Below are 23,791 nucleotides of genomic sequence, written 5' to 3' on the forward strand. Positions count from 1 at the left end.
GATCCCCACCCGGCAACCGAAGCGAACCGCGACGGCCGCGAAGGCCAAGGAGGAACAGCATGGGTCTTGACGACGACGGCATCGCCGGCATCACCGGCGACCGTCTCCCCGACGAGCGCCGCATCGAAGGCGACCTGAGCGAGTCGATCCGACCCGGCGGGGCCCTCTGGGCGCTCGCGTCGGCCGGACCGCAGCTGCGCGAGTCGGCCGCGCTCGCCGCCGACGCCGGACTCGGCGCCCTCGCCGAGGAGGGCCGGCCCCGGGCGCTCGTCGTCGCGGGCGTCGGCACCGCCGCCCGGACCGGCGACATCCTCGCAACCGTCGCCGGGCCCCGCTGCCCGGTCCCGATCCTCGGCCACCGCTCCGCCGGCGTCCCCGGCTGGGTCGGCGCCGCCGACGTCGTCATCGCCGTGTCCGCGTCAGGGCGCAGCCCCGAGGCGCTCGCGGCAGCCGAGGCCGCCGCCCGCCGCGGCGCCCGCCTCGTCGCCATCGGCGCCCCCGACTCCGAACTCCAGTCGCTCGCGGAGCGCGCCCGCGCCCCGTTCGTGGCCGTCCCGCGCCGCGCCCCCGCGCGCCTGAGCCTGTGGGCGCTCACCGTCCCGGTCCTCATGGCCGCCAGGGAGCTCGGGCTCGTCAGCCTCGTCGAGGCCGACATCGCCGAGACCGCCCGCCGGCTCGACGAGGACGCCGAGCGGTGCCGCCCCGACGCCGACGCGTACGTCAACCCGGCGAAGGAGCTCGCGATGAACCTCGCCGGGTCCATCCCGGTCGTGTGGGGCTCCAGCCCGCTCGCGGGCGTCGCCGCCCGCCGCTTCGGCGACATGCTCGCCGCGAACTCCCGCTACCCGGTCGTCTCCGGCGAGCTCGGCGAGGTCGGGCGCGGCCGCGTCGGCCTCCTCGACGGCGTCTTCGGCTCGCTCGCCGAGGGCCAGAAGGACATCTTCGCCGACCCGGAGGAGGACGAGGACCTGACGCGGCTGCGGATCGTGCTCATGCGCGACGACGGCCTCGACGGCGACGACTCCACCCCCAAGCCCGACACGCGCCGCGCCGACGCCGTCGCCGACCTCGCCTCGCGCCGCGGCATCCGCTGCGACGTGATCCCGGCCGAGGGCGGCTGCGCCCTCGAGCGGCTCGCCTCGCTCATCGCGGTGCCCGACTTCGCGTCCGTGTACCTCGCGCTCGCCCACGGCCTCGACCCGATGCGGGTCCCGGCCGTCTCCGAGATGAAGGACCTCACGCTCGGCGCCGAGTAGCGGACCGCGCGCTCCAGGCCGCGGACGGCACCGCCGTCCGCGGCCTTCCGCGTCCGAGGCCGTGAGAGACGCGAGGGCCGAACCGATAGAGTTGAGGCCTCCGGACAGAGACAGGTGAGGAGCGGCGGTGCAGGGGCTCTACGGCGTCATCCGCAACTACGCGTGGGGATCGCAGGACGACATCGCCAGGCTCCAGGGCCGGGAGGTCCCCGCGGACCTGCCCGAGGCCGAGGAGTGGTTCGGCGCCCACCACAGCGCGCCGTCGACCCTCCACGACGGGCGGCCCCTCGACGCCGCGATCGCCTCCGACCCGGCCGGGATGCTCGGCGAGCGGACCCTCGCGCGGTTCGGCCCCAAGCTCCCGTTCCTGCTCAAGCTGCTCGCCGCCGGCAAGCCCCTGTCGCTCCAGGCGCACCCGAACGCCCGCCAGGCCCACTCCGGCCACCAGCGGGAGATGCGCATCGGCATCGACGCGGCCTACCGCAACTACGTGGACGACAACCACAAGCCCGAGATGCTGGTGGCGCTCACCGAGTTCCGCGCCATGTGCGGCTTCCGCGACCCGCTCGCGGCCGCCGCCGACATCGAGGCCCTCGGCGTCACCGAGCTCGAAGGGCTCGCCGCGACCCTCCGCGACCGCAAGGCCGGGCTCCGCAAGGCCGTCCCCGACCTCCTCGGGCTCGCCCGCGACGAGTGCCGCGCGATCATCGACGCCGCCGCGAAGGCCGCCTCCGAACTCGACACCGACGACGGCGCCGACCTCGTCATGCTCGCCCGCACCTACCCCGACGACCCGGGCGTCCTGGTGAGCCTCCTGCTCAACCACATCACGCTCCAGCCCGGCGAGGCCGTGTACATGCCGGCCGGGAACCTGCACGCGTACCTGCACGGTTTCGGCGTCGAGGTCATGGCCGCCAGCGACAACGTGCTCCGCGGCGGCCTCACGAACAAGCGCGTGGACGTCCCCGAGCTGCTGCGCGTCCTCGACTTCCAGGCCATGGCCGACCCGCGCGCGGCCGCCGAGGACGACGGCCCGGTCCGCACCTGGCCCGTCCCCATCGAGGACTTCGCGCTCCGCCGCGTCGAGCTCACCGGCGGGCCGCAGACCATCGCCGTCGACGGCCCCCGCATCTGCCTGTCCACCGGCGGCAGCGTGACCGTCGCCGACGACGACGGCGAGTCCGCCCTCGCCCCCGGCCGCGCCGCGTTCTCCACCGGCACCGCCGGCCCGCTCGTCGCGAGCGGCGAAGGCGAACTCTTCATCGCCAGCGCCTAGGTCTCCAGACGAGAAGACCGGCCCGGCCTCGACGAGGCCGGGCCGGTTCCCATCTGCAACGCGGGAATCTCCGGGCTAGGAGAGCTTCTTCTGGACGTCGAAGTCGCGGCACAGCGGCCGGTAGCCGATGGCCTCGTTGATCGCGATCATGTGGTCGTTCGACTCGGCGTTCCAGGTGTGGACGTACCGCAGCTTCGGCCGGTACTGGCGCAGCGCCCGCTGGTTCGCGATCTTGAGGATGGTGCCGAGGCGGTGGCCGCGGTGCCGCTCCTCCACGATCGTGTCGTTCTGGCCGGCGTGGTCCTCGTCGCCGGGGAAGACGATGATGTCGGTCAGGCCGGCGATCTCGCCGCTCTCGACGTGCCGGACGGCGGCGGCGAGCTGGAGCTGGCCGCGGTCGGCGAAGGTGCGCTCCTCGTCGCGGACGCGCGCGACGTCGTAGACGGAGGGGCGCATGTCGAGCTCCTCGCCCATGGGCGGGTCGGTGGACATGCGCTGGCGCATGGCGGCGACGCCTTCGACGATGTCGTCGGGGGCGTGGTTGACCCACTGGACGAGCTCGTACCCGGCGGCCTTCTCCCAGGCGTCGGCGTAGAGCTTCGCGAGGTGGTCGTCGTCGACGGCGAAGAGGTCGTTGCGGCGGTGGATCTCCTGGTCGACGACGGCGTAGCCGCGGGCCTTCGCGAAGTGCTGGCCGGCGTGGTCCTGCGGGGGCGCCCCGTCGAGGGAGTCGGAGGCGAACGCGAGGAACGTGTCGCGGCCGAGTTCGGCGGCGCGGCGCTCGGCGTGCTCGAGGAGCGCGGTGCCGACGCCCTTGCGGCGGTGGCCGGGGTGGACCAGGATCTCGAAGTTCGCGAGGTGCTGGTTGTCGGTCAGGAAGAAGACGCTCTCGGCGTAGCCGACGACGGCGCCGTCCACGAGCGCGACGTGCCGCTCGGGCTGGACCGAGGCGGGGTGCAGCAGGAGGCGCAGGCGCTGGAGGGCGGGCCGGGTCTGGGGCGCACCGGGGTTGTCGTGCGCGTACACGGCCCGCTCGACGTCGATCCAGCCGTCGACCTGTGCGCGGTCGAAGGGATCGATCGGAACGATCTTGATGTCAGGGTTGCTCACGCCCCGACCCTCCCGCATCTCGGGAGGGCTCGCAAACGAATTTCAGGATGACGCTTGCCAATCGGGGCAAAAATGTGCCGGGCGGCCACCCCAGACCGCCCGGCACTCCCCCCGGTTTGGTTTCCCCGTGGCGCCTGCGGTGATGGTCTGGAACCCGGTGGATTCCCGCATCTCCGTGACGCTGCGTATCTGCAATATTACCCACCGCCTCAGCAGTGTCAAGCAGAAACAGGGGTTGCGGCAAATTTTTTTCCGTGGCCCCTGCCACGGGGGTTGCACGGGTGCTCCGGGCCCAAACCCCGGCGTGTCGCGCGCCTCGTTCGGGGCCCGCCGCGTGGTCGGGCCCACGGTGCCGTTTCACCGGGGCCCATGGGGCGGCGCGTAGCATTTCAGGCATGACGAACACGCTGCGAGCCGACGACTACAAGGTCGCCGATCTCAAGCTGGCCGACTTCGGCCGCCACGAGATCCGACTGGCCGAACACGAGATGCCCGGCCTGATGGCCCTGCGCGAGCGCTACGGCGCGGACCGCCCGCTGGAGGGCGCCCGCATCACCGGTTCGCTGCACATGACGATCCAGACCGCGGTGCTCATCGAGACGCTGACCGCGCTCGGCGCGCGCGTGCGCTGGGCGTCGTGCAACATCTTCTCCACGCAGGACCACGCCGCGGCGGCGATCGCGGTCGGGCAGGGCACTCCGGAGCGGCCGCAGGGCGTCCCGGTGTTCGCGTGGAAGGGCGAGACGCTCGAGGAGTACTGGTGGTGCACCGAGCGCGCCCTCGACTGGGGCGGCGAGGAGCCGAACCTGATCCTGGACGACGGCGGCGACGCCACGATGCTCGTGGTCAACGGCGCGCGGTTCGAGGCGGCCGGCGCCGTGCCGGACGCGTCGAGCGCCGAGAGCGAGGAGGAGGCCGTGGTGCTCGCGCTGCTGGCCCGCTCGCTCAAGGAGGACCCGCAGCGCTTCACCCGCAAGGCGGGGGCCGTCAAGGGCGTCACCGAGGAGACCACCACCGGCGTGCACCGGCTGTACGAGCTCGAGCGCGAGGGCCGGCTGCCGTTCCCGGCGATCAACGTGAACGACTCGGTCACGAAGTCGAAGTTCGACAACAAGTACGGCGTGCGGCACTCGCTCATCGACGGCATCAACCGCGCCACCGACGTGCTCATCGGCGGCAAGGTGGCCGTGGTCTGCGGCTACGGCGACGTCGGCAAGGGCTCGGCGGAGTCGCTGCGCGGCCAGGGCGCGCGCGTCATCGTCACCGAGGTCGACCCGATCTGCGCGCTCCAGGCCGCGATGGACGGCTACCAGGTCCTCACCATCGAGGACGCGGTCGAGTACGCCGACATCTTCATCACGGCCACCGGCAACAAGGACATCATCTCGGTCGAGCACATGCGCCGGATGAAGCACCAGGCGATCGTCGGCAACATCGGCCACTTCGACAACGAGATCGACATGGCCGGCCTCGCCGCCGAGCCGGGCATCAAGAAGCTCGAGGTGAAGCCGCAGGTCCACGAGTGGCAGTTCGCGGACGGGCACTCGGTCATCGTGCTCAGCGAGGGCCGCCTGCTCAACCTCGGCAACGCCACCGGGCACCCGAGCTTCGTGATGAGCAACAGCTTCACGAACCAGGTGCTCGCGCAGATCGAGCTGCACACCCGGCTCGAGCAATACCCGATCGGCGTGTACACGCTGCCGAAGCACCTCGACGAGGAGGTCGCGCGCCTGCACCTCGACGCCCTCGGCGTCAAGCTGACGACCCTCACCAAGGCCCAGGCCGACTACATCGGCGTCAAGGTCGAGGGGCCGTTCAAGCCGGATCACTACAGGTACTGAGCGAAGCGAGGGGACGGTAGCCGAGGCGCAGCCGGCACTACCTCGCGCAGGAACGGCCCGGTCCGCAGTGGACCGGGCCGTTCCGCTCGTTCAGACGACCGCCTTCATGATGACCGACCGGGAGATCTTGGCGAGCTGCTCGACGATCGTGACGCCCTTGGCGTAGTCGGGGGCCTTGCTCGTGAGGATGGCCATCCGCACGTCGTGCTTGTTCGGGATGCTGATGTAGCCGACGGAGTGGACGACCCACAGGCCGCCGAGGGACGAGCGGGAGTCCCAGCCGTTCTTGAGCCACACCGTGTCCCCGCTGTTCGCGGCGGCCGTGACGCCCCAGTCCTGCGAGTCGACCACGGCGCCCAGCAGGGAGCGGGCGTAGTCGACCTTCTCCTGGTTGAAGTAGCCCGTGGCGGTGAGCATGTTCAGGACGCGGAGCTGGTCGGGGGCGGTGGTCGTGGTGAGGCCCCAGCGGCAGTCCGCGGACGCCGCCGTGTTCTTGAGGCCGTAGCGCACGTGCGCGGCCTTGAGCGCGTCGCAGCCGCCGAGGAAGTTGTAGAGCTTCGTCGTGTTGTCGTTGTGCGACTGGGTGATCATCGTCCGCGCCCATTCCTTCTTCTCGGCGGGGATGGACGAGACCTTGGAGTACTTCTCCAGGAGCATCGCGAGGATCTCCATCTTCACGAGCGACGCCGTGTCGTGGATGCGGCTCTTGTTGGTCGTGATGACGCGGTTCGCGCGCCCGACGATGATCGACGCCTGGGTCTGCGTCGCGGTGGTCGCCAGGTACGCCTTGGTGCGTTCGGTGAGTTCGACGGCCAGCTCGGTGTCGGTCGGGCCGGCCGCCCAGGCCGTCGTGCCGACCCAGGCACTGGCTCCGGCGAGGGCGATGGCGCCCGGGATCGCGGCGCGGAGGACCGCGCGGCGGGAGGGCCGGGGACGGGGGGTCGGTTCTGCCTGGGGGGATTGCAGAGTCATGCGCTTCCTAGCTATTCGTACTGGATGACGTCGCGGGCGATCTTCGCGATCTCCTCCACCACCGGGACGCCTTCGACGTCGTCCACCGCGCCGCTGGTGAGGACGGCCATGGCGACGGGGTCGTCGCCGTCGCCGCCGAGGACGCCGAGCGAGTTGACGACCCAGAGGCCGTCGAGCTGCGACTCGACGTCCCAGCCGTTCTTGAGCCAGACCGTCTCGCCTTCGCTCGCGGCGGCCGAGACGCCCCACGCCTGCTCCTCGATCACCGTGCCCATGAGCTCGCGGGCGAGGTCGGTCTGGGCGGCGTCGAGGACGCTCTCGTTGAGGGCGAGACCGGTGAGGAGGAGCTGGTCCGGGGCGCTGGTCCAGCCGACGCCCCAGCGGCCTTCGGCATCCGGGGTGGTGTCCTCAAGACCGTACCGCCCGTGCGCGGCGACGAGTGCGTCGACTCCGCCGAGGTAGTTGTAGAGGGTGGTCGCGGAGTCGTTGTGGGACTCGCGGATCATGCGTTCGAGGGCCTCGCGGTGGTCCTCGGGGATCGCGTCCACCGAGCCCCAGTACTCCATCGTCATGAGCATGATCTCGACCTTGACGATCGAGGCGGTGATGTGGGTCTGCCCGGGGTTGTAGTGGAGCCGCATGTCGCCGCGCTGCACGGCGACCGAGGCCTCGATCTTCGTGCCGCTCTCGGCGAGGTGCCCGTCGATCCGGGTCGCGAGCTCCGCTTCGAGCTCCTCGCGGGAGGGCCCGAAAATCGACTCGAGGCCGTTCTCGGAGGCGTTCGCCGCGACCGTGGCCACGGCTCCGGCGCCGACCAGGGCGGCCGCGGCGGGCACGCCGAACCGCAGCAGGTTGCGACGGGAGGGGCGGAGCAGACGGGAGGAGGGTTCGCTTCGGCGGATCATCCGTCCAAGGCTAGGGAACCGGTCAAGCGGGAGTCAACGCGCCCGGAACGGAAACCTCCGTGCAGGCGTGTCTGAAATGTCATAGGGGCCCGAGGCAACCCCGAACGGGACGAAGGGCGTGCGGCCGGTGCCGCACGCCCTCCGGGAGTCCTCGCCTAGTAGGTCGGCAGGCTCGGGTCGACCTGGTTGATCCAGCCGAGCACGCCGCCCTGGACGTGGACGGCGTTCTTCAGCCCGGCGGCCTTCGCGGCGGCCAGGGCCTCGGCCGAGCGGACGCCGGCCTTGCAGTAGAACACCGCCTGGCGCTCGGTCGGCAGGTCGCTCAAGGCCGCACCGGAGACGATGTCGCCCTTGGGGATCAGCCGGGAGCCGGGGATGCGCACGATCTCGTACTCGGCGGGCTCGCGCACGTCGATGAGGTCGATGTCGCGGCCCTCCTTGAGCCACTCGGCCAGCTCGCGCGCCGTGATGGTGGAGCCGACGACGGCCTCGGCGGCCTCGTCGGAGACCGACCCGCAGAAGTCCTCGTAGTCGATGAGCTCCTTGACGGTGGCGTTCGGGCCGCAGACCGCGCAGTTCGGGTCCTTGCGGACCTTGATCTTGCGGTAGGTCATCTCCAGCGCGTCGTAGACCATGAGCGAGCCGACGAGCGGGTCGCCGACGCCGGTGAGCAGCTTGATGGCCTCGGTGACCTGGATCGAGCCGATCGAGGCGCACAGGACGCCGAGGACGCCGCCCTCGGCGCAGCTCGGGACCATGCCGGGCGGCGGGGGCTCGGGGTAGAGGCAGCGGTAGCAGGGGCCGTGCTCGGCCCAGAAGACACTCGCCTGGCCGTCGAAGCGGTAGATCGAGCCCCACACGTACGGCTTGCCGAGGAGGACCGCGGCGTCGTTGACCATGTAGCGGGTCGCGAAGTTGTCGGTGCCGTCGACGATGAGGTCGTACTGCTCGAAGATCCCGAAGACGTTGTCGTTGTCGAGCACCGTGTTGTGGATGACCACGTTCACGTACGGGTTGATCTCGCGGATCGAGGCGGCCGCGGACTCGGCCTTGGGGCGGCCGATGTCGGACTGGCCGTGGATGATCTGGCGCTGGAGGTTCGACTCGTCGACCGTGTCGAACTCGGCGATGCCGATCGTGCCCACCCCGGCCGCGGCCAGGTACATCAGCGCGGGGGACCCGAGGCCGCCCGCGCCCACGCAGAGCACCTTGGCGTTCTTGAGTCGTTTCTGACCGTCCATGGCGACGTCGGGGATGATGAGGTGGCGCGAATAGCGGCGCACCTCGTCGACCGACAGCTCGGAGGCTGGTTCGACCAGCGGCGGCAAACTCATACGGTCAATAATGCATAACCGGCCATGGGTTATTCCACCCGGAGCGCCCCTGTGCTCGGATTCACGCCTTGAGATTCGCTGTCCCGCATGACGGGACGCTACCGGTCGACGAAGTCGTCCGGCGGGAGGTCGGGCCCGTTGTAGTCCCCCGCAGGGCCGGACACGTACGTCTCGCCGTCGGGGTAGGGCCAGGCGTTGCCGGTGCAGCCGGCGAGCTGGTAGGTCTGCTGGGCCATGACCGGCGAGGGCTCCCCCTCCGCGGGGCACACCTCGTGGCCGTGGCCGAGGCGGTGGCCGACCTCGTGGTTCACCGCGTACTGGCGGTAGGTGTCGAGGGTGCCGTCCCAGTGCTCGACGCCGGTGATCCAGCGGGCCGAGTTGATGACGACGTTGTCGCCGTTGCGGCACGAGACCGTCGTGTTCTGGGAGCCGCACAGGTACGCGCGCTGCTCGGGGCTGGCGAGGTAGACGGTGAAGTCCGCGTCGCCGCCGCCGACCTGCTGGAAGCGCCAGGCGCCGCCCGCGGTCCAGGAGCGCGCGTCGGCGAGGGTCGCGTGCACGAACGCGCCGAACTCGGCCGGGTCGAGCTCGATGCCGTCCTCGACGGCGACGTTGTAGCGCAGGAGGGTCCCGGCGTCGCCGACGATGTCCGAGCTCGTCGGCTCGGCGTACGTCCAGGTGCCGGTGCCGGAGAAGTAGAGCGGGACGTTCACGGCCGCCGGGGAGGGGGACGCGGAGGTGGTGGGGACGAGGTCCTCGGGGAGGGCCTCGGCTTCGGTGGTGGCGGCCGGCTCGTCCTCGTCGAAGGCCTGCGGCTGCCCGCCGGTGACGGCGGCGCCGAGCGCGAAGGAGGCGCCGGTGCCGGCCATGAGGAGGAGGATCGCGAGCAGCACGAGGCGCCGTCGTCTGCGGAGCCTGCGGTTGCGATCCAGCCGTCCCTCAGTCACACCGGCGAGTCTAAGTCCTGGAGCGCCCCGAGAGGCCCAGCCCCGGCGGATCTGTGAGTTCACAATGCGGACATCGCGTCCCTCGCGTCGTCGGGCTCCTCTTCCCTCACCTCGTCGAGCATCGCGGCCATCGCGCGGGCGACGGCCTGCGGGCGCTCCATCATCGCCACGTGCCCGGTGCGGTCGAGGATGAGCAGCCGCGAGTCGGGGATCGCGAGCGCGGTGGGCGGGGCCTGGCGGACGTCGATGACGCGGTCCTGCTTGCCCCAGATGACGAGTGCCGGGCAGGCGATGTCGCGGGCGAGGCGCCACAGCGAGTGCGTGCCGGGGATGAGGGCCTGCATGAACGAGGCCATGAGGCCCCGGTAGGTCTGGAAGTAGGCGCGGTTGTTCCACGGCACGGCGAGGCGGTGGCGGGCCTCGGCGATCGCCTCGCGGCGGCGCTGCGGGTGGATCGAGTCGGGGTCGGCCCAGGTGCCGCGGATGATGTCGTCGACGACCTGCTGCGGGGTGCGCCCGCGCATGGCGCGGTCGGCGAGCCAGGCGATGTTCGGGACGGCGAGCATCGGCAGGTAGCGGGACTGGTGGGAGCGCCGCGGGTTGCCGAAGGGCATCGCGGGCGAGACGAGCGTGAGCGTGCGGACCAGGTTGGGGCGGGTCGCGGCGAGATAGACGGCGACGGCGCCGCCGAGCGAGTGGCCGGCGAGGTGGACGGCGCCGCGGCCGGACTCGATGATCCAGGCGGCGACGTCCTGCGCCAGGAGCGGGATGGTGACGCGCGGGGCCGGCGCGGAGTGGCCGAAGCCGGGGAGGTCGAGGGCGTCGACCTCGAGCCGGTCGGAGAGCGCGTCGGCGAGGTCGGTCCAGTTCTGGGCGGAGCCGCCGAGGCCGTGGACGAACACGGCGGGCTCGGCGCCGGGCGCGGTGGCGGGGGTGTGGCGGATGAAGAGGCGGCGGCGGCTGACCTGGTGTTCGATGCCGGGCCAGGGCGGGTGCGGGCGCCGAGGGGTGCGGACCTCCTCGGCGCCTGCAAGCCGCGCCCGTTTCATGGAAGCTAGTGTGCCACTTCGGCTGCGAGCGCGCCCAAAGTAGCCGAAACCACCGCGCGGGCGCGCTCGGCGGTGACGACCGCGGCCCCGGAGAGGCGGCGCACGGAGCGGCCGTCGAGCCACAGGATGACGACGACGGCGGTCTTGACCGGCCCGGTGGGGACGATCGAGGCGTGCTCGACCTCGACGCGGACGTCGCCGGTGCCCAGGCGCGGACGCAGGGCCTCCACTGTGGCCGCCGCGGCGGCGTGCTGGATGTGCCAGTCGATCGGCGGGACGGCGACCTTGCCGGTGGACTCGGTGTCGCCGAGGGCGAGCGTGACGCTCACTTCGGCTTCGAGGCCGGCGGACTCGATCTCGACGCGGCGCAGCTCGACCGGGCCGACCGAGGCGACCTCGACGTCGGTGGAGGCGGACTCGACGTGGCCGCGGACCTCGGGCTCCTCGGAGGACTGCGGGCCGGGCTCGACGGCGCGCTGCTCGTTGACGACGGCGGAGACCACGGCGTGGACCTCGTCCGGGTCGACGCCCTCCTCGAGTTCGAGCCGCAGGCTGGAGGCGCCGTCGGGGGCGGTCACGTGGAACGCGTCGCGGACGCCGGGGACCTGGCGGACGGCGTCGACGAGGCGGGCGGACTCGGTGTCGGGCGCGCCGGCGCCGACCGGGTTCACGGCTCCTGGCATGGGTTTCGGGTTCTCTACGGTCGTGGGCGGCGTGGGCTCGGCGATCGGCGGGCGGTTCGCCGGGATGGCGCGCAGCGGGGCCTGCTCGGTGACCGGCGGGCTGGGGACCGCCGCGGGCGAGACCTCGGTGAGGGGCGGCGGCTGGACGATCGGGAACTGGTCGGTCTGCTGCTCGACGACCGGCGCGGGCGGCGGCGGGGTCGCGGGCGCGGGGGGCGCGCTCGGGACGGGCGGCTGCTGGGCCTCGGCGGGCTGCGGCGGCGCCGCGGGGGGCTCGGCCGCTTCGGGCGCCTGCGGCTCGGGCGGGGCCGCGGGCGCGCTCGGCGCGGGGAGCGGCGGCGCGCTCGGAGCGGCGGCGGCCTGCGGGACCTCGATCGGCCCGGTGGGCTGCGGCGGCTGGGCCGGAGCGCTGAAGTGCTGCGGCGCTTGGGGTTCGGGTGCCGGGGGTTGGACGAACTCCTGGTTGGGGCCGGGCGGGGCCGCGGGCGGCTGCGGGGGCGCGTAGTCGCCGGGCAGCGGCGGGGCGCTGTAGCCGGGGTGCTGCTGCGGGACGCCGAAGTCCTGGGCGGGGGCGCTGTAGAACTGCTGGGCCGGCGGTCCGGGCGGCGAGACGGCGGGGGCGGGCGGCTGCGGCGGGGCGGCGTGGTGCGGGGGCGGCGCGTACTCCTGGTTCGGCGGGGCCGGCTCCGGCGCGGGCGGGGCGCTGGTCGGCTGCGGGGCGTACGACTGGTTGGGCGGGGCGCTGAACTGCTGGTTCGCGGGCGGTGCGAACGGGTTCACGGGCGCCTGCTCGCCCGGGTGCTGGGGCGCGGCCGGGATCGGCTCGAACTGCTCGCCGGGCGAGGGGCGGCGGGTCGCGGGGACCATCGGGCCGGTCTCGGTCATCTCGACCGGCACGTTCGGGACCTGTCCGGTGGGGTCCTCGCTGTAGCGGTGGCGCCGTCCCCGGTCCGGGTCGAACCGGTACTGCTCGGGCGCCTGACCCATCCCCTGGCGGGCCGCGTCGGCGGTCTCGGCTCCCTCGTCGGCGGGCGGGCCCCAGGACCTGCCGATCCGCCTGCGGGCTGCCCGTTCCTCCCCGCTCGGACGCTGCTCATCCGGTCGGTTCTGGTCATACACCACTAGACAACTCCTTCATATTCCCGCCCTCAAGGTACCGTGGCGCGCCCAGTGACTCGAACCCGCGTTTGTCGCCCCCGTACGCTGGGAGACTGTATTTAAGGTTTCCGTAAACTTCGTTCGGGTCGCAAGTGCAGGCGGCTGACGGATGGGCGACATGAGCCGAAGAGAGGTACCGGGGTGAACAGCGCTGGTGAGGGCCGGGTCCGACTCCCCAGGAGCGAGCGCCGCGCGCAGCTGCTGCGGGCCGCTCAGGACGTCTTCGTCTCCAAGGGGTACCACAGCACTTCGATGGACGACATCGCCGAGAACGCCGGGGTCTCGAAACCGGTGCTCTACCAGCACTTCACGTCGAAGCTGGAGCTGTACCTGGCGCTGCTGGACGGCCGGGCGGCCGAGCTGGTTGGGCAGGTGCGCGACGCCTTGCAGTCCACTGAGGACAACAAGGAACGGGTGAACCGCGCGATGCGGGCGTACTTCGAGTTCGTCGACGCGCAGGGCGAGGCGTTCCGCCTGGTGTTCGAGTCCGACCAGCGCAACGACCCCGAGGTGGCCGAGCGGGTGCTGAAGATGGAGGCCGAGTGCGTCGCGGCCATGGCCGACACGATCATGGCCGACACCCATGTGGACAAGGCGCGGGCCGAGCTGCTGGCGACGGGCCTCCTCGGGACCGCCGAGGTCTCGGCGCGCAAGTGGATCGCCTCGGGCCGCGCCATCCCGAAGGACGAGGCGGTGCAGCTCATGAGCACCCTCGCCTGGCGCGGGATTTCGCATTTCCCGCGAGAAGGCGAAGCCTGAGCGGGAACAGGAGGCGCGGCCCGCGAGAAGGCGAAGCCTGAGCGGGAACAGAGGGCGCGGCCCGCGAGAAGGCGAAGCCTGAGCGGGGAGCCACCTCGCAGGTGCATTCTCGGGGCGGCGTTCGCTCTCGGCGCAGCGCTCCGTGCAGTGGAGCGGGGGTCGCCGCGAGTAGTCTTGCATCGGACTGAAGGTCAGAGTATTTCGATTGAGGAGGGCCCGTGGAGGTCAAGATCGGTGTCCAGTACGCCCCACGCGAACTGGTGTTGGAGAGCAAGCTGTCGCCGAAGGACCTGTCCGACACGATCGAGCAGGCCGTCGAGGGCGGCGGGGTCCTGCGCCTCGAGGACGACAAGGGCCGCCAGGTGATCGTCCCGGTCGAGAAGATCGCCTACGTCGAGATCGCCGCGACCAATGTGCGGTCGGTCGGCTTCACGGTCGACGCCTGAGCTTGCGAAGGCTTCGCGCCGTGAACGAAAAGCGCAGCACGGTCGACGCCTGAGCTTGCGAAGGCTCGGGCCGTGAACTAGAAGCGCAGCACGGTCGACGCCTGAGCTTGCGAGGGCTTCGCGCCGTGAACAAAGAGCGCAGCGCGGTCGACGCGTAGTTCGGAAGGCCGAACAGGCAGACTTCGAGGGCCCGGGGCTTCGGCTCCGGGCCCTTCGGCTACTGGACGACCGTGAACGGGGCGCTGCCGCCCACCGCCGCGTTGCCGTTGCGCACGCCCGTGGGGCCGCTGGCGGTGTGGATCCGGTACAGCGTCTGGTTCGCCACGGCCAGGACCGGGTCGCCGCGGTTGAGGATCGACTCGACCGGGTCGGCCGGATTCGCGGCGATCTCGGAGAACACCAGGCCCGAGGTGTCCGGCTGCGCCGTGGTGCGCGAGTTGTCGATCGCGATGGTGAACAGCGTGTCGTTGCCGCGCTGCCCGGCCACCCACAGGTAGTTCTCGGAGCTCCAGGCCACGTCGGTGACCGCTTCGACGTCGCCGCCGATGCGGCGCGGCTCGCCCGCCTGGAGGTTCTTGTCGGCGTCGACCTTGAGCGGCGCGACCCAGGCGTGGCCGTCCTCGACGTACGCGAGGCGCCGCCCGTCGGCCGAGAGCGACATCGCGGTGACGTGCTCCCCCACCGTGAGCCCCTGGACCGCGGTGCGCGTGTTCGGGTCGACGACGGTGGGCACGCCGTCGGAGACGACGATGACCGCCGCGTCCGGATGCCACTGCGGATCGGTGAGCTCGCTCCCGAGGCCCTCGACCGCGCCGAGCGACTCGCCGGTCGGACCGGTCTGGAGCACGACGCCGGAGCCGCCCGCGACGACCGCCGCGATCTGGCCGGCCGGACCGACCGCGACCTCCTGGAGCCCGGGCGCGGTGAAGCCGACCCAGGGGTGCTCGGCGGAGGCCGAGGACACCTCGTCGCCCGAGTACTCCCACACCGTCTGCTCGAAGATGAAGTACGCCGTCTGGGGCAGGTTCTCGGGGATCGCGTTCCAGCCGCGCCAGTCCTCGAGGCTGCCCTCGGCGACGGTGTTCCCGTCGGCGATGAGCGCGAAGTCCTCGGTGAGGCCGAGGCTCCACGCGACCTGCGCGGCCATGGCCTCCTCGGCGGCCCGGTCGTCCACCGGCTCGCCGAGGGCGAGGTCGATCTCGATGGCGCCGTCCCGCGAGGAGATGCTGCCGGTCGTGCGGTTCGGGATCGCGCTCCGCGCCGACAGGCTCGCGAACTCCGTGGGCCCGCTCAGGAGCCAGTCGAGCTGGAGCTGGCGGCGCCGCTCGGCCTCGAGGTCGCCGTAGACCCAGCGCAGGTCCGGGACGAGGAGCTCGGCCTGCTCGGCCTGGAAGTACAGCGGCGACTCGGTGTAGGCGTCGAGGAAGTACTGGTAGTCGAGGGAGACCTGGGACGGCTGGCTCTGGATCTCCCACGTGTCCTGGAGGCCGCCGTCGCGGCGGAGCATGAACGTCTCCTCATACGGGATCGGCGCGCGCATCCGCACCGAGCCGCCCTCCTCGTAGGCGCCGATGATCGTGCCGGTGACCGTGACGGTCGCCGACTCGATCGGGTTGCCGCCGCCCTCGATCGCGATGGTCACGCCGTCGATCAGGCTGATGCCGGAGCTCGCCTCGGAGAACTCCTCGTTCCGCGAGGCGGTGAACAGGTTCAGGCGGTCGTCGCGGCCGTCCGGGTCGCCGGCGGCGGCCTTGAGGAAGTTCCGGACCGTCTCGCCCGCGTCGGTGGTCGGCTCGAACGTCTCGGGGCTGATGCCCGAGGACTCGCCGAAGTCGGTCGGCGCGTCGTCGATGACCTCCGGGTCCCTCCCGGTGGGGATGCCGCAGGCCGCGGCGGCCCAGGCGGTGCCGATCGCGAGCGCGGCGGCGAGGCTAGTCCTGCGTCGCACGGGTGGCCTCCTTTCCGGCGCTCCGCGGGCCGTCGAGGCGCAGCGGGATCGGCGAGGTGATGACGCGGTTGCCGGCCTGGAGCGGCAGCGTGAGCACGAACAGCGTGCCCTTGCCGCGCTCGCCGACGGCCTGGAGCGTCCCGGAGTGGAGCTTGGCGTCCTCCAGGCTGATCGCGAGGCCGAGGCCGGTGCCGCCGGTCTTGCGGTTGCGGGACGGGTCGGCGCGCCAGAAGCGGTCGAAGACGCGGTCGGCGTGGCCGGGCTTGAGGCCCACGCCGTGGTCGCGGACCGCGACCGCGACGGCCGTGTCCGACTCGGCGACCGTGACGCGGACCGGGCGGCCCTCGGCGTGCTCGATCGCGTTCGAGACGAGGTTGCGCAGGATGCGCTGGACGCGGCGCGGGTCGACCTCGGCGATGACGCGCCGCGCGGGCCGGTCCACGGTCACCTCGACGCCGCACTCGGACGCGAGGTGCGAGAGGCCCTCGACGACGTCGTCGGCGATGCGGCCGACGTCCACGGCGTCGACCTCGAGGGACGCGAACCCGGAGTCGAAGCGGGAGATCTCCAGCAGCTCCTGGAGCAGGTCCTCGAAGCGGTCGATCTCGTGCTGGAGGAGCTCGGTGGAGCGCTTGGTGACCGGGTCGAAGTCGTCGCGGTTGTCGTAGAGGAGGTCGGCGGCCATCCGGATCGTCGCGAGCGGGGTGCGCAGCTCGTGCGAGACGTCGGAGGTGAAGCGGCGCTGCATCATCGACATCTCCTCCAGGCGCCGGATCTGGTTCTGGAGGTTCTCGGCCATGAGGTTGAACGAGCCGGCGAGGCGGGCGAGGTCGTCGGAGCCGCGGACCTCCATGCGCTCGTGGAGGAGCCCGGCGGCGAGCCGCTGGGAGGTGCGGGCGGCCTCGCGCACCGGCGTGACGACCAGGCGCGTGACGAGCGCGGCGATCACGCCGAGGAGGAGGACGAGCGCGACCCCGGCGAGCGCGAGGTTCGTGCGCAGGAGGCTGATCGCGTCCTGCTGCGACTCCAGCGGGTAGAACGCGTACAGCTCGAAGTCCAGGCTCAGGTCGATGTACGAGCCGACGACGAGGTACGGCATGGAGCCCTCCTCGTCGACGGTGAAGTTCCCGTACTGGGCCGCGGTGTTGCGGTCGGCGACGTCCTCCTGGAGCGCCTCCGAGGGCTCGACCTGGGCCGACGCGGGGTGCGAGCGGGCGACCACCCCGTCGGCGGTGCGGAGCATGATGACCGGCGCGTAGACGGGGTCCTCGGCGAGCTCGTTGACGATCTTCTGCATGGTCGTGGCGAGCGCGGTGTCGGAGGAGGCGGTGTAGGTGCCGAGCTGCTCGGCGGCGCGCTCGACGGCGTTCAGGGTCTCCTCGACCGCGGTGTCCTTGCGCTCGGCGAGGAGCCCGGAGGTGACCGAGCCGGCCACGACGAAGCTGAAGATGAGGACGAGGACCGTGGAGGCGATGAGGGTCGAGGAGACGACCCGCAGCTGGAGGGAGGCGCGGAAGCGGTCGATCAGGGGCCGCGCGGCCCGGCCGGCCCAGCGGACGGTCTGCCGCCAGACCCGTCGGACCCACACCGGGCGCTCGCGCGCCCGGTCCCCCGCCGCGGCCATCTAGCCCAGTCCGGCCTTGTAGCCGACGCCGCGCACGGTCTGGATGAGCTGGGGCCGCTCGGGGTCGGGCTCGATCTTGGCGCGCAGGCGCTGGACGTGGACGTTCACCAGGCGCGTGTCGGCGGAGTGCCGGTAGCCCCAGACCTGCTCGAGCAGGACCTGGCGGGTGAAGACCTGGCGGGGCTTGCGGGCGAGCGCCACGAGCAGGTCGAACTCGAGCGGGGTCAGCTTGACCTCGGCGCCGTTGAGGGTGACCTGGTGGGCGGGCACGTCGATCTGGACCTGGAGGCCGGGCTTGCCGATCTCGAGGCGCTCGGGCGTGACGTCGTCGCCGCGGCGCAGGCGGGCGCGGATGCGGGCCACCAGCTCCTTGGGCTTGAACGGCTTCACGATGTAGTCGTCGGCGCCCGATTCGAGGCCGAGGACGATGTCCACGGTGTCGGATTTGGCGGTGAGCATCACGATCGGCACGCCGGACTCGCCGCGGATGGCCTTGGCGACGTCGATGCCGCTCATGCCCGGGAGCATGAGGTCGAGCAGGACGATGTCGGGGCGGTGCTCCTTGAACGCGGCGAGCGCCTTCTCGCCGTCGACGACGAAGGTGGGGGTGAAGCCTTCGGTGCGGAGGATGATGCCGAGCATCTCCGCCAGCGCCGGGTCGTCGTCAACGACGAGTACACGTGCTCTCATGGACACCAGTTTTCCACCTCGCAAAAGCCGAGAGCACCACGGGTGGACACCCGTGGTGCTCTAACTGTAACGACTATCCGACGGACTTGGCCGCTCGTGCGGGGTCGGTGCCTGCGGCGATGGCCTCGAACGGCTCGCGGCCGGCCTGGATCTCGCCGAGCTGGACCATCTCGCGCTTCGTGAAGAAGCCGACGATCCAGTCCGCGAGGACGCGGCCCTTGCGACCGGTGCCGGGCACGCGCGACAGGTGGTAGCCGCGGTGCATGAGCCAGGCGAGGAGGCCCTTGGCCTTGAAGCCGTAGGTGTTGGCGACGCCCTTGTAGAGGCCGAGGCCGGCGACCGAGCCGATGTACTTGTGCTCGTACGGCGTCAGCTCGCGGCCGACGTGGCTGCGGTAGACGTTGTCGGCGAGGGTCTTGGCCTGGCGGACGGCGTGCTGCGCGGACGGCGTGCACCAGTCCATCGGGAAGTCCGAGGTGTCGGGGACCTGGGCGGAGTCGCCCGCGCCCCACGCGCCCTCGACGACCTCGCCGACGGTGTGCTTGCCGGCCTCGACGCCGGTGGCGACCTGGAGGCGGGTGTTGCACTCGAGGTGGCCGCGCGGGCCGATCGGGAGGTCGGTCTGCTTGAGCAGCGGGTGCGGCATGACGCCGGCGGTCCAGATGATGGTGTCGGAGTCGAACTCCTCGCCGTCGGTGAGGACGACGTGGCCGCCCTCGCAGGACTTGAGGGTGGTGCCGAGGCGGATGTCGACGCCGCGCTTGGTGAGCTCGCGGGCGGCGTAGGCGCCCATCTCGGGGCCGACCTCGGGGAGGATCTTGTTCGCGTACTCGACGAGGTACCACTTGATCTCGGAGGCGTCGAGCATCGGGTAGTTCTTCACGATGTTCGCCGTCAGGTCCTCGAGCTCGCCGAGGGTCTCGGCGCCCGCGAAGCCGCCGCCGACGGTGAGGAACGTGAGGGCCTTGCGGCGCACGTCGGGGTCCTCGGTGGTGGCGGCGATGTCGAAGCGCTGGAGCACGTGGTTGCGGAGCCAGATGGCCTCGCCCATGGACTTGATGCCGATGGCCGTGTCGGCCAGGCCGGGGATGGGCAGGGGCCGGGAGACGGAGCCGGGGGCGACGATGACCTCGTCGTACTCGACCTCGCGGGCGGGGCCGACGTAGGGCTGCACGGTGAGCCTGCGCTCGGCGTGCTTGATCTCGGTGACCGCACCGGTGAGGATGGTGCAGTGCTTGAGGGCCTGTCGGAGCGGCACAACGCCGTGTCGCGGGGAGATGGAGCCAGCGGCCGCCTCGGGCAGGAACGGCTGGTAGGTCATGTGCTGGTTGGGGTCGATGACCATCAGTTCAACTTGACCGCGCTTGATGTCGCCCTTCAGCAGCTTGCTCAAGCGTTCGGCAACGTAAAAACCGACGTGACCGGCACCTATCACGACTATACGTTTCACGTGTTCAATTCTGGCCCTGCTCAGGGTGTCTTGTGTAGTGAACGCGCGAGGACGTAGATCACGGTGACAGCGGCCACGATGCCCGCGCCGACGGCGAGACCTGCGGTGAGACCGGTGAAATACGCGGTGAACAGCGCCAGGGTGAGGGCGGTGGCCACTGTCGACGCCAGGACCAGTCCGACGTGTTTCGCCCAGGTGAGGATGATCTCACCGTCCATTGCGGTAGTCGTTCGGAAACGCTGCGCGACGGCGGCCGCGGAGTGGGCGGTGTACAGCAGGCAGGCGAGGGCGGTGGCCGTCCACAATGTGGGAGTGCGGGGGCCGTCGAAGGCGTCGGCGAGGAGCCACGCCCCGAGGGTGAAGACGATCGCGACGAGGGTCGCGGCCCCGGCCGGGGCGAGGGCCGCGGCGGCCGACGTGAGGGCCGCGATCGCGATGTAGAGCCCGGCGCCGGCCCATGCGGGCGGCACGGCGAGCTCGGCGGCGGTGAAGAGCGCGAGGGCCGTCAGGAGGCGCAGCAGGACCGGGGCGGGGGCGACGCGGCGGGCCCAGGAGACCGAGTTCGCGCGCCCGGCCTTGGCGCGCTCGCGGGCGCCGTCGCGGAGGGCCTGGAGGAGGCCGCGCTGGACGTCAGCCATGTGCGGCTCGCAGGCGTCGCCGCGGGGACCCGGGTGCGGCTCGCGGTGCGTCGAGGGGGCTCATCGGTAGCGCCTCCGGTTGAGTTCGGCGAGCACGGTGTCGAGGGAGGCCGAGCCGCGCCAGGGTTCGACGGCCACGCCGAGGTCGCGCAGCTCCATGACGGTGTTGGCGCGGGCGAGGCGCCACAGCCGCTCCGCGTACGGAGTCCAATGTGAACGACTGGGCGGGGCGACGTGCGGCGGGAGGGTGTCGACGCACAGCACGGGCCGGCCGGCGCGGGCGATCGAGGCGACGAGCGCGATCGACCGGTCGGTGAGCAGCGGCGTGAAGACGACGTTGAGGCTGCGCTGCCCGGCGAGGCGGCGGCGCAGCAGCTCGGGCGAGGGCGGGATCGGGTCCGGCGGGATCTCGACCGACGCGAGCCAGCGGAGGGTCGCGGCGGCGTGGCGGCGCCCGGCCCCGGCGCGCATGCGGCGCCCGCGCGCCCCGAACTCGACGCAGGCGACCCGGTCGCCCTGGAGCGCGTAGTGGGAGGCGACGGCGCCGGCGGCGCGCACGGTGAGGTCGGCGATCGAGGCGTCGCCGTCGACGCCGCCGGAGACGCCGGCCTCGACCTGGAGGTCGAGGACCAGGGTGACGTCGGTGTCGCGCTCGGAGAGGGTCGCGTTGACGTACAGGTCCTGCGTGCGCGTGGAGGTGCGCCAGTCGATGCGGCGCAGCCGGTCGCCGGGCTGGTAGAGGCGGACCTCGGCGAGCTCGCCGGAGTCGCCGCCGCGGCGGGAGCGGTGGACGCCGGTGACGCCGTCGGCGAAGGGCAGCGACTCGGCGGACTCGAACCAGTCGGGCACCGGCAGGACCCACACGGGCGCGCCGGGCAGGCGCTGCACCGTGGTCTCGAGGAGGCCGCCGCACGCGATCGAGCGGACGTGCACGGGCCCGAGGTGGTGCTCGCCCCAGCGCTTCGCGGTCCCGGCGACGACGAGGTCGCGCCCGGACGCGGGCCCGATGCGCTCGGCGAAGTCGCCCTTGCCGGTGTGGAGCTCGATCCACGGGTCGGCGGCGGCGGTGACGAGCGTGGTGACCGCGACCGGCTCGGGGTTGGCGACGACGACGCGAGCGCCGGCGCTCGCGCCCTCGGCGCAGGTGAGGTCGTCCGCGTCGCCTTCGAGCGGGGCGAGCCGCGCGTGGGGCGCGCGGTGGGGGCGCTGCTGGAGGAGCAGGGCGGTGCCGATCGCGAACGGCGCGGCGATGAGCACGAGGTCGATGCGGCCGAAGGCGACAGCGGCGAGCAGGCAGGCCGCGGTGATCGCGACGGCGCGCGTGAGCGCCTTCGTGCGCCGCCACGTCACGGGCGGCTCGACCCGCGCCGGTCCGACCTGGCGGGCGTTGTCGGTGCGCAGGCTCAGGACCGGGTCGCGCGCGATGGTCATCGCGCGGAGTAGGTCGGGGCCTGGGCGGTCTGCGGGGCCTCGACGCCGCGGCAGATGTCGGTGACGACCGCGGCGGGGTCGATGCGGCGCATCCACAGCTCCGGCTTGAGCGTGATGCGGTGCGCGAGCGCGGCGGGGGCGACGCCCTTGACGTCGTCGGGGGTCACGAAGTCGCGTCCTGAGAGCACGGCGAGCGCGCGGGAGGCGAGGAGGAGCGCGAGCGAGCCGCGCGGGGAGGCGCCGACCTGGACCTGCGCGTGGCCGCGGGTGGCGGTGGCGACGGCGACCATGTAGCGGCCCACGGAGTCCTCGACGGTGACGTCCTCGAGCGCGCGCTGCATGGCGACGAGCGTCGGGGCGTCGATGACGGGTTCGAGGTCGACGGTCTCGGCGCGGCGCCCGATGCGGCGCTGGAGGACCTCCCACTCCTCCTCCGGCGTCGGGTAGCCGAAGGAGACGCGCAGCAGGAAGCGGTCGAGCTGGGCCTCGGGGAGCTGGTAGGTGCCCTCGAACTCGACGGGGTTCGAGGTGGCGAGGACGGTGAACGGCTCGGGCAGGAGGTGCGTCTCGCCCTCGACGGAGACCTGGCGCTCCTGCATGGCCTCCAGGAGCGCGGACTGGGTCTTCGGCGGGGTCCGGTTGATCTCGTCGGCGAGCAGGAGGTTGGTGTGGACCGGGCCCTTGCGGTAGACGAACTCGCCGGACTTCTGGTTGTAGAGCAGGGAGCCGGTGACGTCGGCGGGCAGTAGGTCGGGGGTGAACTGGAGCCGGCGGAAGTCGAGGCCGAGGCTCTGCGCGAAGCAGCGGGCGGTGAGGGTCTTGCCGAGGCCGGGGAGGTCCTCGATGAGGATGTGGCCGCCGGCGAGGATGCCGGCGAGGACCAGGCGCAGGGGCTCGTCCTTGCCGACGATGACCGACTGCACCGACTTCAAGACGGCGGCCGCGTGGTGGGCGACCTGGTCGAGGCTGATGCGGGGCGTGTCGGACATTAGATCTCCTCGATGGCGTTCAGGTGCTCGCCGAGCTGCCGCGGCGGCGGGCAGTCGGGGACGGGCCCGGTCAGGAACAGGTAGGTGGACTCGCCGAGGACGGCGCGGCACTCGGCGGGCTGCTCGGCGAGGGACAGGCCGCGGCGCAGCCGGAGCCGCTCGGCGGCGAGCGCGACGAGCTGCTCCTTCGCGTTCGTGGTGTCGAACCGGCCCGGTTTGGCCTCGGCGAAGATGAACCGGTCCTCCCAGCGGTTGACCTCGGTGAAGGGGCGCCAGGACGGTTCGTTGACGGTGTGGACGACGAGATCGGGGGCCGGCTCGGTGTCGGCGCGCATCCCGGAGACGACCGAGTACGCGAGGACGGCGGCGAGCGCGAGCAGGACGAGCTGCCAGAGCGCGAACTCGACGCCGGAGACGAGGGCGGCCGCCCACGCGAGCCCGGCCGCGGCGACGGCCGCGACGGCCGGCCACGGGCGGAGCCGCCCGAACGGCGCGAGGAAGTCCTTGACCTCGTTCACTGCGCCTCCCTGACGCCGAGCTGGGTCCGGAGCGCGACGAGCGCGTCGCGCGCCCGCTCCCGGTCGGCCTCGCCGACGTCGTGCGGCGAGTAGCGGGCCCGCAGGTACGCGTCGGTGAGGCGGTTGAGGTCCCGGCCGTTGAGGTCGTGGCGAGACAGGAGCTTGCGCACCAGGTCCGCGGGCGTGTCGGAGGGCTCGCGCTCGATCCCGACGCTCTCGGCGGCCCGCTCGAAGTGCACCCAGCAGGCCATGATCGCCGACCGGGCGTCGGCGCCGAGGTCCATCTCGGCGAGCGCGGCGGCGATGGCGTCCTCGACGAGCGCGAAGTCGCGGTGCAGGTACGCGGGTTCGGGCTCGGGCACGCCGGTGGACTCGGGGGCGTCGACGAGCCAGTCGACCACGCGCCGGGCCAGGAGGACAAGAATGATCAGGACCGGGACGCCCACGAGGACGCCGAGCAGGGCCCAGGTGATCCAGGCCGGCAGCGAGAACGTCTCCCCCGGTTCGCCGGGCGACAGCGACGGCGGCGGCTCCTGGCTCTGGACCGGGGGCGCGAACGTCACCGGGTCGCCGGACGCGGTGAACGGCTCGGCTTCCTCCCATTGCAGGCCGGTGCCCTGGGCGGCGATCCCGACGACGAGCAGCGCGGCCGCGACGACGCCGACCGGCAGCCACCGCCGCAGCGCCGGGCGCTCGGCTGGTGCGGGTTTCGTCATCGGCGACCTCAAGGGGTTGGTGCGGGGTGATGCGCGTCCCCACCCTATCCA

The 23,791-nt window shown here is 72.2% G+C and carries 21 protein-coding genes; 5 read left to right on the forward strand and 16 right to left on the reverse strand.

Annotated elements, in window-relative coordinates:
* Positions 1 to 59 precede the first annotated feature (59 nt).
* Both EIW28_RS19695 and manA read left to right on the forward strand, forming a co-directional pair.
* Complete coding sequence (locus tag EIW28_RS19695; protein ID WP_125249408.1) at positions 60 to 1,256, forward strand: SIS domain-containing protein; 1,197 nt, start codon at positions 60 to 62, stop codon at positions 1,254 to 1,256.
* A gap of 127 nt (positions 1,257 to 1,383) precedes the next feature.
* On the forward strand, positions 1,384 to 2,532 hold the full coding sequence (gene manA / locus EIW28_RS19700) for a mannose-6-phosphate isomerase, class I (RefSeq protein WP_125249409.1): 1,149 nt from the start codon (positions 1,384 to 1,386) through the stop codon (positions 2,530 to 2,532).
* A 75-nt stretch (positions 2,533 to 2,607) separates the two neighbouring features.
* Here the strand turns inward: manA and EIW28_RS19705 are convergent, their stop codons facing one another.
* On the reverse strand, positions 2,608 to 3,642 hold the full coding sequence (locus EIW28_RS19705) for a GNAT family N-acetyltransferase (protein ID WP_158630472.1): 1,035 nt from the start codon (positions 3,640 to 3,642) through the stop codon (positions 2,608 to 2,610).
* 395 nt (positions 3,643 to 4,037) lie between these two features.
* On the opposite strand from EIW28_RS19705, the gene ahcY reads away from it, so the two are divergent.
* Entirely contained in the window at positions 4,038 to 5,483 is a 1,446-nt protein-coding gene (gene ahcY, locus EIW28_RS19710; protein ID WP_125249411.1) for an adenosylhomocysteinase, read from the forward strand.
* Between the two features lie 90 nt (positions 5,484 to 5,573).
* Here the strand turns inward: ahcY and EIW28_RS19715 are convergent, their stop codons facing one another.
* The 6 genes from EIW28_RS19715 to EIW28_RS19740 form a co-directional block, all read right to left on the reverse strand.
* A complete protein-coding gene (locus EIW28_RS19715; RefSeq protein WP_125249412.1) occupies positions 5,574 to 6,455 on the reverse strand; it encodes a serine hydrolase in 882 nt (293 codons plus the stop codon).
* Positions 6,456 to 6,466: 11 nt separating this feature from the next.
* A complete protein-coding gene (locus EIW28_RS19720; protein ID WP_125249413.1) occupies positions 6,467 to 7,360 on the reverse strand; it encodes a serine hydrolase in 894 nt (297 codons plus the stop codon).
* Between the two features lie 155 nt (positions 7,361 to 7,515).
* On the reverse strand, positions 7,516 to 8,694 hold the full coding sequence (moeZ, locus tag EIW28_RS19725) for an adenylyltransferase/sulfurtransferase MoeZ (RefSeq protein WP_125249414.1): 1,179 nt from the start codon (positions 8,692 to 8,694) through the stop codon (positions 7,516 to 7,518).
* A 98-nt stretch (positions 8,695 to 8,792) separates the two neighbouring features.
* Positions 8,793 to 9,641 carry a DUF3152 domain-containing protein gene (locus EIW28_RS19730; RefSeq protein ID WP_125249415.1) on the reverse strand — a complete coding sequence of 283 codons (849 nt, stop codon included), beginning with the start codon at positions 9,639 to 9,641 and terminating at the stop codon, positions 8,793 to 8,795.
* Between the two features lie 59 nt (positions 9,642 to 9,700).
* Positions 9,701 to 10,690: an alpha/beta fold hydrolase gene (locus EIW28_RS19735; protein ID WP_125249416.1), complete on the reverse strand. Its 990-nt coding sequence runs from the start codon at positions 10,688 to 10,690 to the stop codon at positions 9,701 to 9,703.
* A gap of 5 nt (positions 10,691 to 10,695) precedes the next feature.
* The gene (locus tag EIW28_RS19740) at positions 10,696 to 12,495 is read right to left on the reverse strand and encodes a hypothetical protein (RefSeq protein ID WP_125249417.1); all 1,800 of its coding nucleotides are present in this window, start codon (positions 12,493 to 12,495) and stop codon (positions 10,696 to 10,698) included.
* Positions 12,496 to 12,672: 177 nt separating this feature from the next.
* On the opposite strand from EIW28_RS19740, the gene EIW28_RS19745 reads away from it, so the two are divergent.
* Both EIW28_RS19745 and EIW28_RS19750 read left to right on the forward strand, forming a co-directional pair.
* Complete coding sequence (locus EIW28_RS19745) at positions 12,673 to 13,290, forward strand: TetR/AcrR family transcriptional regulator (protein WP_125249418.1); 618 nt, start codon at positions 12,673 to 12,675, stop codon at positions 13,288 to 13,290.
* Between the two features lie 218 nt (positions 13,291 to 13,508).
* Positions 13,509 to 13,736 (forward strand): DUF3107 domain-containing protein, encoded by a 228-nt coding sequence (locus tag EIW28_RS19750; protein ID WP_125249419.1) that lies wholly within the window; start codon positions 13,509 to 13,511, stop codon positions 13,734 to 13,736.
* Positions 13,737 to 13,953: 217 nt separating this feature from the next.
* On the opposite strand, the gene EIW28_RS19755 is transcribed toward EIW28_RS19750, so the two are convergent.
* The 9 genes from EIW28_RS19755 to EIW28_RS19795 form a co-directional block, all read right to left on the reverse strand.
* Entirely contained in the window at positions 13,954 to 15,684 is a 1,731-nt protein-coding gene (locus EIW28_RS19755) for an LpqB family beta-propeller domain-containing protein (RefSeq protein ID WP_125249420.1), read from the reverse strand.
* Positions 15,668 to 17,308 (reverse strand): MtrAB system histidine kinase MtrB, encoded by a 1,641-nt coding sequence (gene mtrB, locus EIW28_RS19760; RefSeq protein WP_125249421.1) that lies wholly within the window; start codon positions 17,306 to 17,308, stop codon positions 15,668 to 15,670. Before mtrB ends, EIW28_RS19755 begins: the two co-directional genes overlap by 17 nt.
* Positions 17,309 to 17,998, reverse strand: a complete 690-nt coding sequence (gene mtrA, locus EIW28_RS19765) for an MtrAB system response regulator MtrA (protein ID WP_091048055.1) — start codon at positions 17,996 to 17,998, stop codon at positions 17,309 to 17,311.
* A 73-nt stretch (positions 17,999 to 18,071) separates the two neighbouring features.
* The gene (locus EIW28_RS19770; protein ID WP_125249422.1) at positions 18,072 to 19,448 is read right to left on the reverse strand and encodes an NAD(P)/FAD-dependent oxidoreductase; all 1,377 of its coding nucleotides are present in this window, start codon (positions 19,446 to 19,448) and stop codon (positions 18,072 to 18,074) included.
* 20 nt (positions 19,449 to 19,468) lie between these two features.
* Positions 19,469 to 20,086, reverse strand: a complete 618-nt coding sequence (locus EIW28_RS19775) for a hypothetical protein (RefSeq protein ID WP_125249423.1) — start codon at positions 20,084 to 20,086, stop codon at positions 19,469 to 19,471.
* 60 nt (positions 20,087 to 20,146) lie between these two features.
* Complete coding sequence (locus EIW28_RS19780; protein WP_125249424.1) at positions 20,147 to 21,517, reverse strand: DUF58 domain-containing protein; 1,371 nt, start codon at positions 21,515 to 21,517, stop codon at positions 20,147 to 20,149.
* Positions 21,514 to 22,506 (reverse strand): AAA family ATPase, encoded by a 993-nt coding sequence (locus EIW28_RS19785; RefSeq protein ID WP_125249425.1) that lies wholly within the window; start codon positions 22,504 to 22,506, stop codon positions 21,514 to 21,516. Before EIW28_RS19785 ends, EIW28_RS19780 begins: the two co-directional genes overlap by 4 nt.
* A complete protein-coding gene (locus EIW28_RS19790) occupies positions 22,506 to 23,024 on the reverse strand; it encodes a hypothetical protein (protein WP_125249426.1) in 519 nt (172 codons plus the stop codon). The genes EIW28_RS19785 and EIW28_RS19790 overlap by 1 nt, the downstream gene beginning before the upstream one ends.
* On the reverse strand, positions 23,021 to 23,740 hold the full coding sequence (locus tag EIW28_RS19795) for a DUF4129 domain-containing protein (protein WP_125249427.1): 720 nt from the start codon (positions 23,738 to 23,740) through the stop codon (positions 23,021 to 23,023). Before EIW28_RS19795 ends, EIW28_RS19790 begins: the two co-directional genes overlap by 4 nt.
* Positions 23,741 to 23,791 lie beyond the last annotated feature (51 nt).

The organism is Glycomyces terrestris (assembly GCF_003933745.1).
Taxonomy (GTDB): domain Bacteria; phylum Actinomycetota; class Actinomycetes; order Mycobacteriales; family Micromonosporaceae; genus Glycomyces; species Glycomyces terrestris.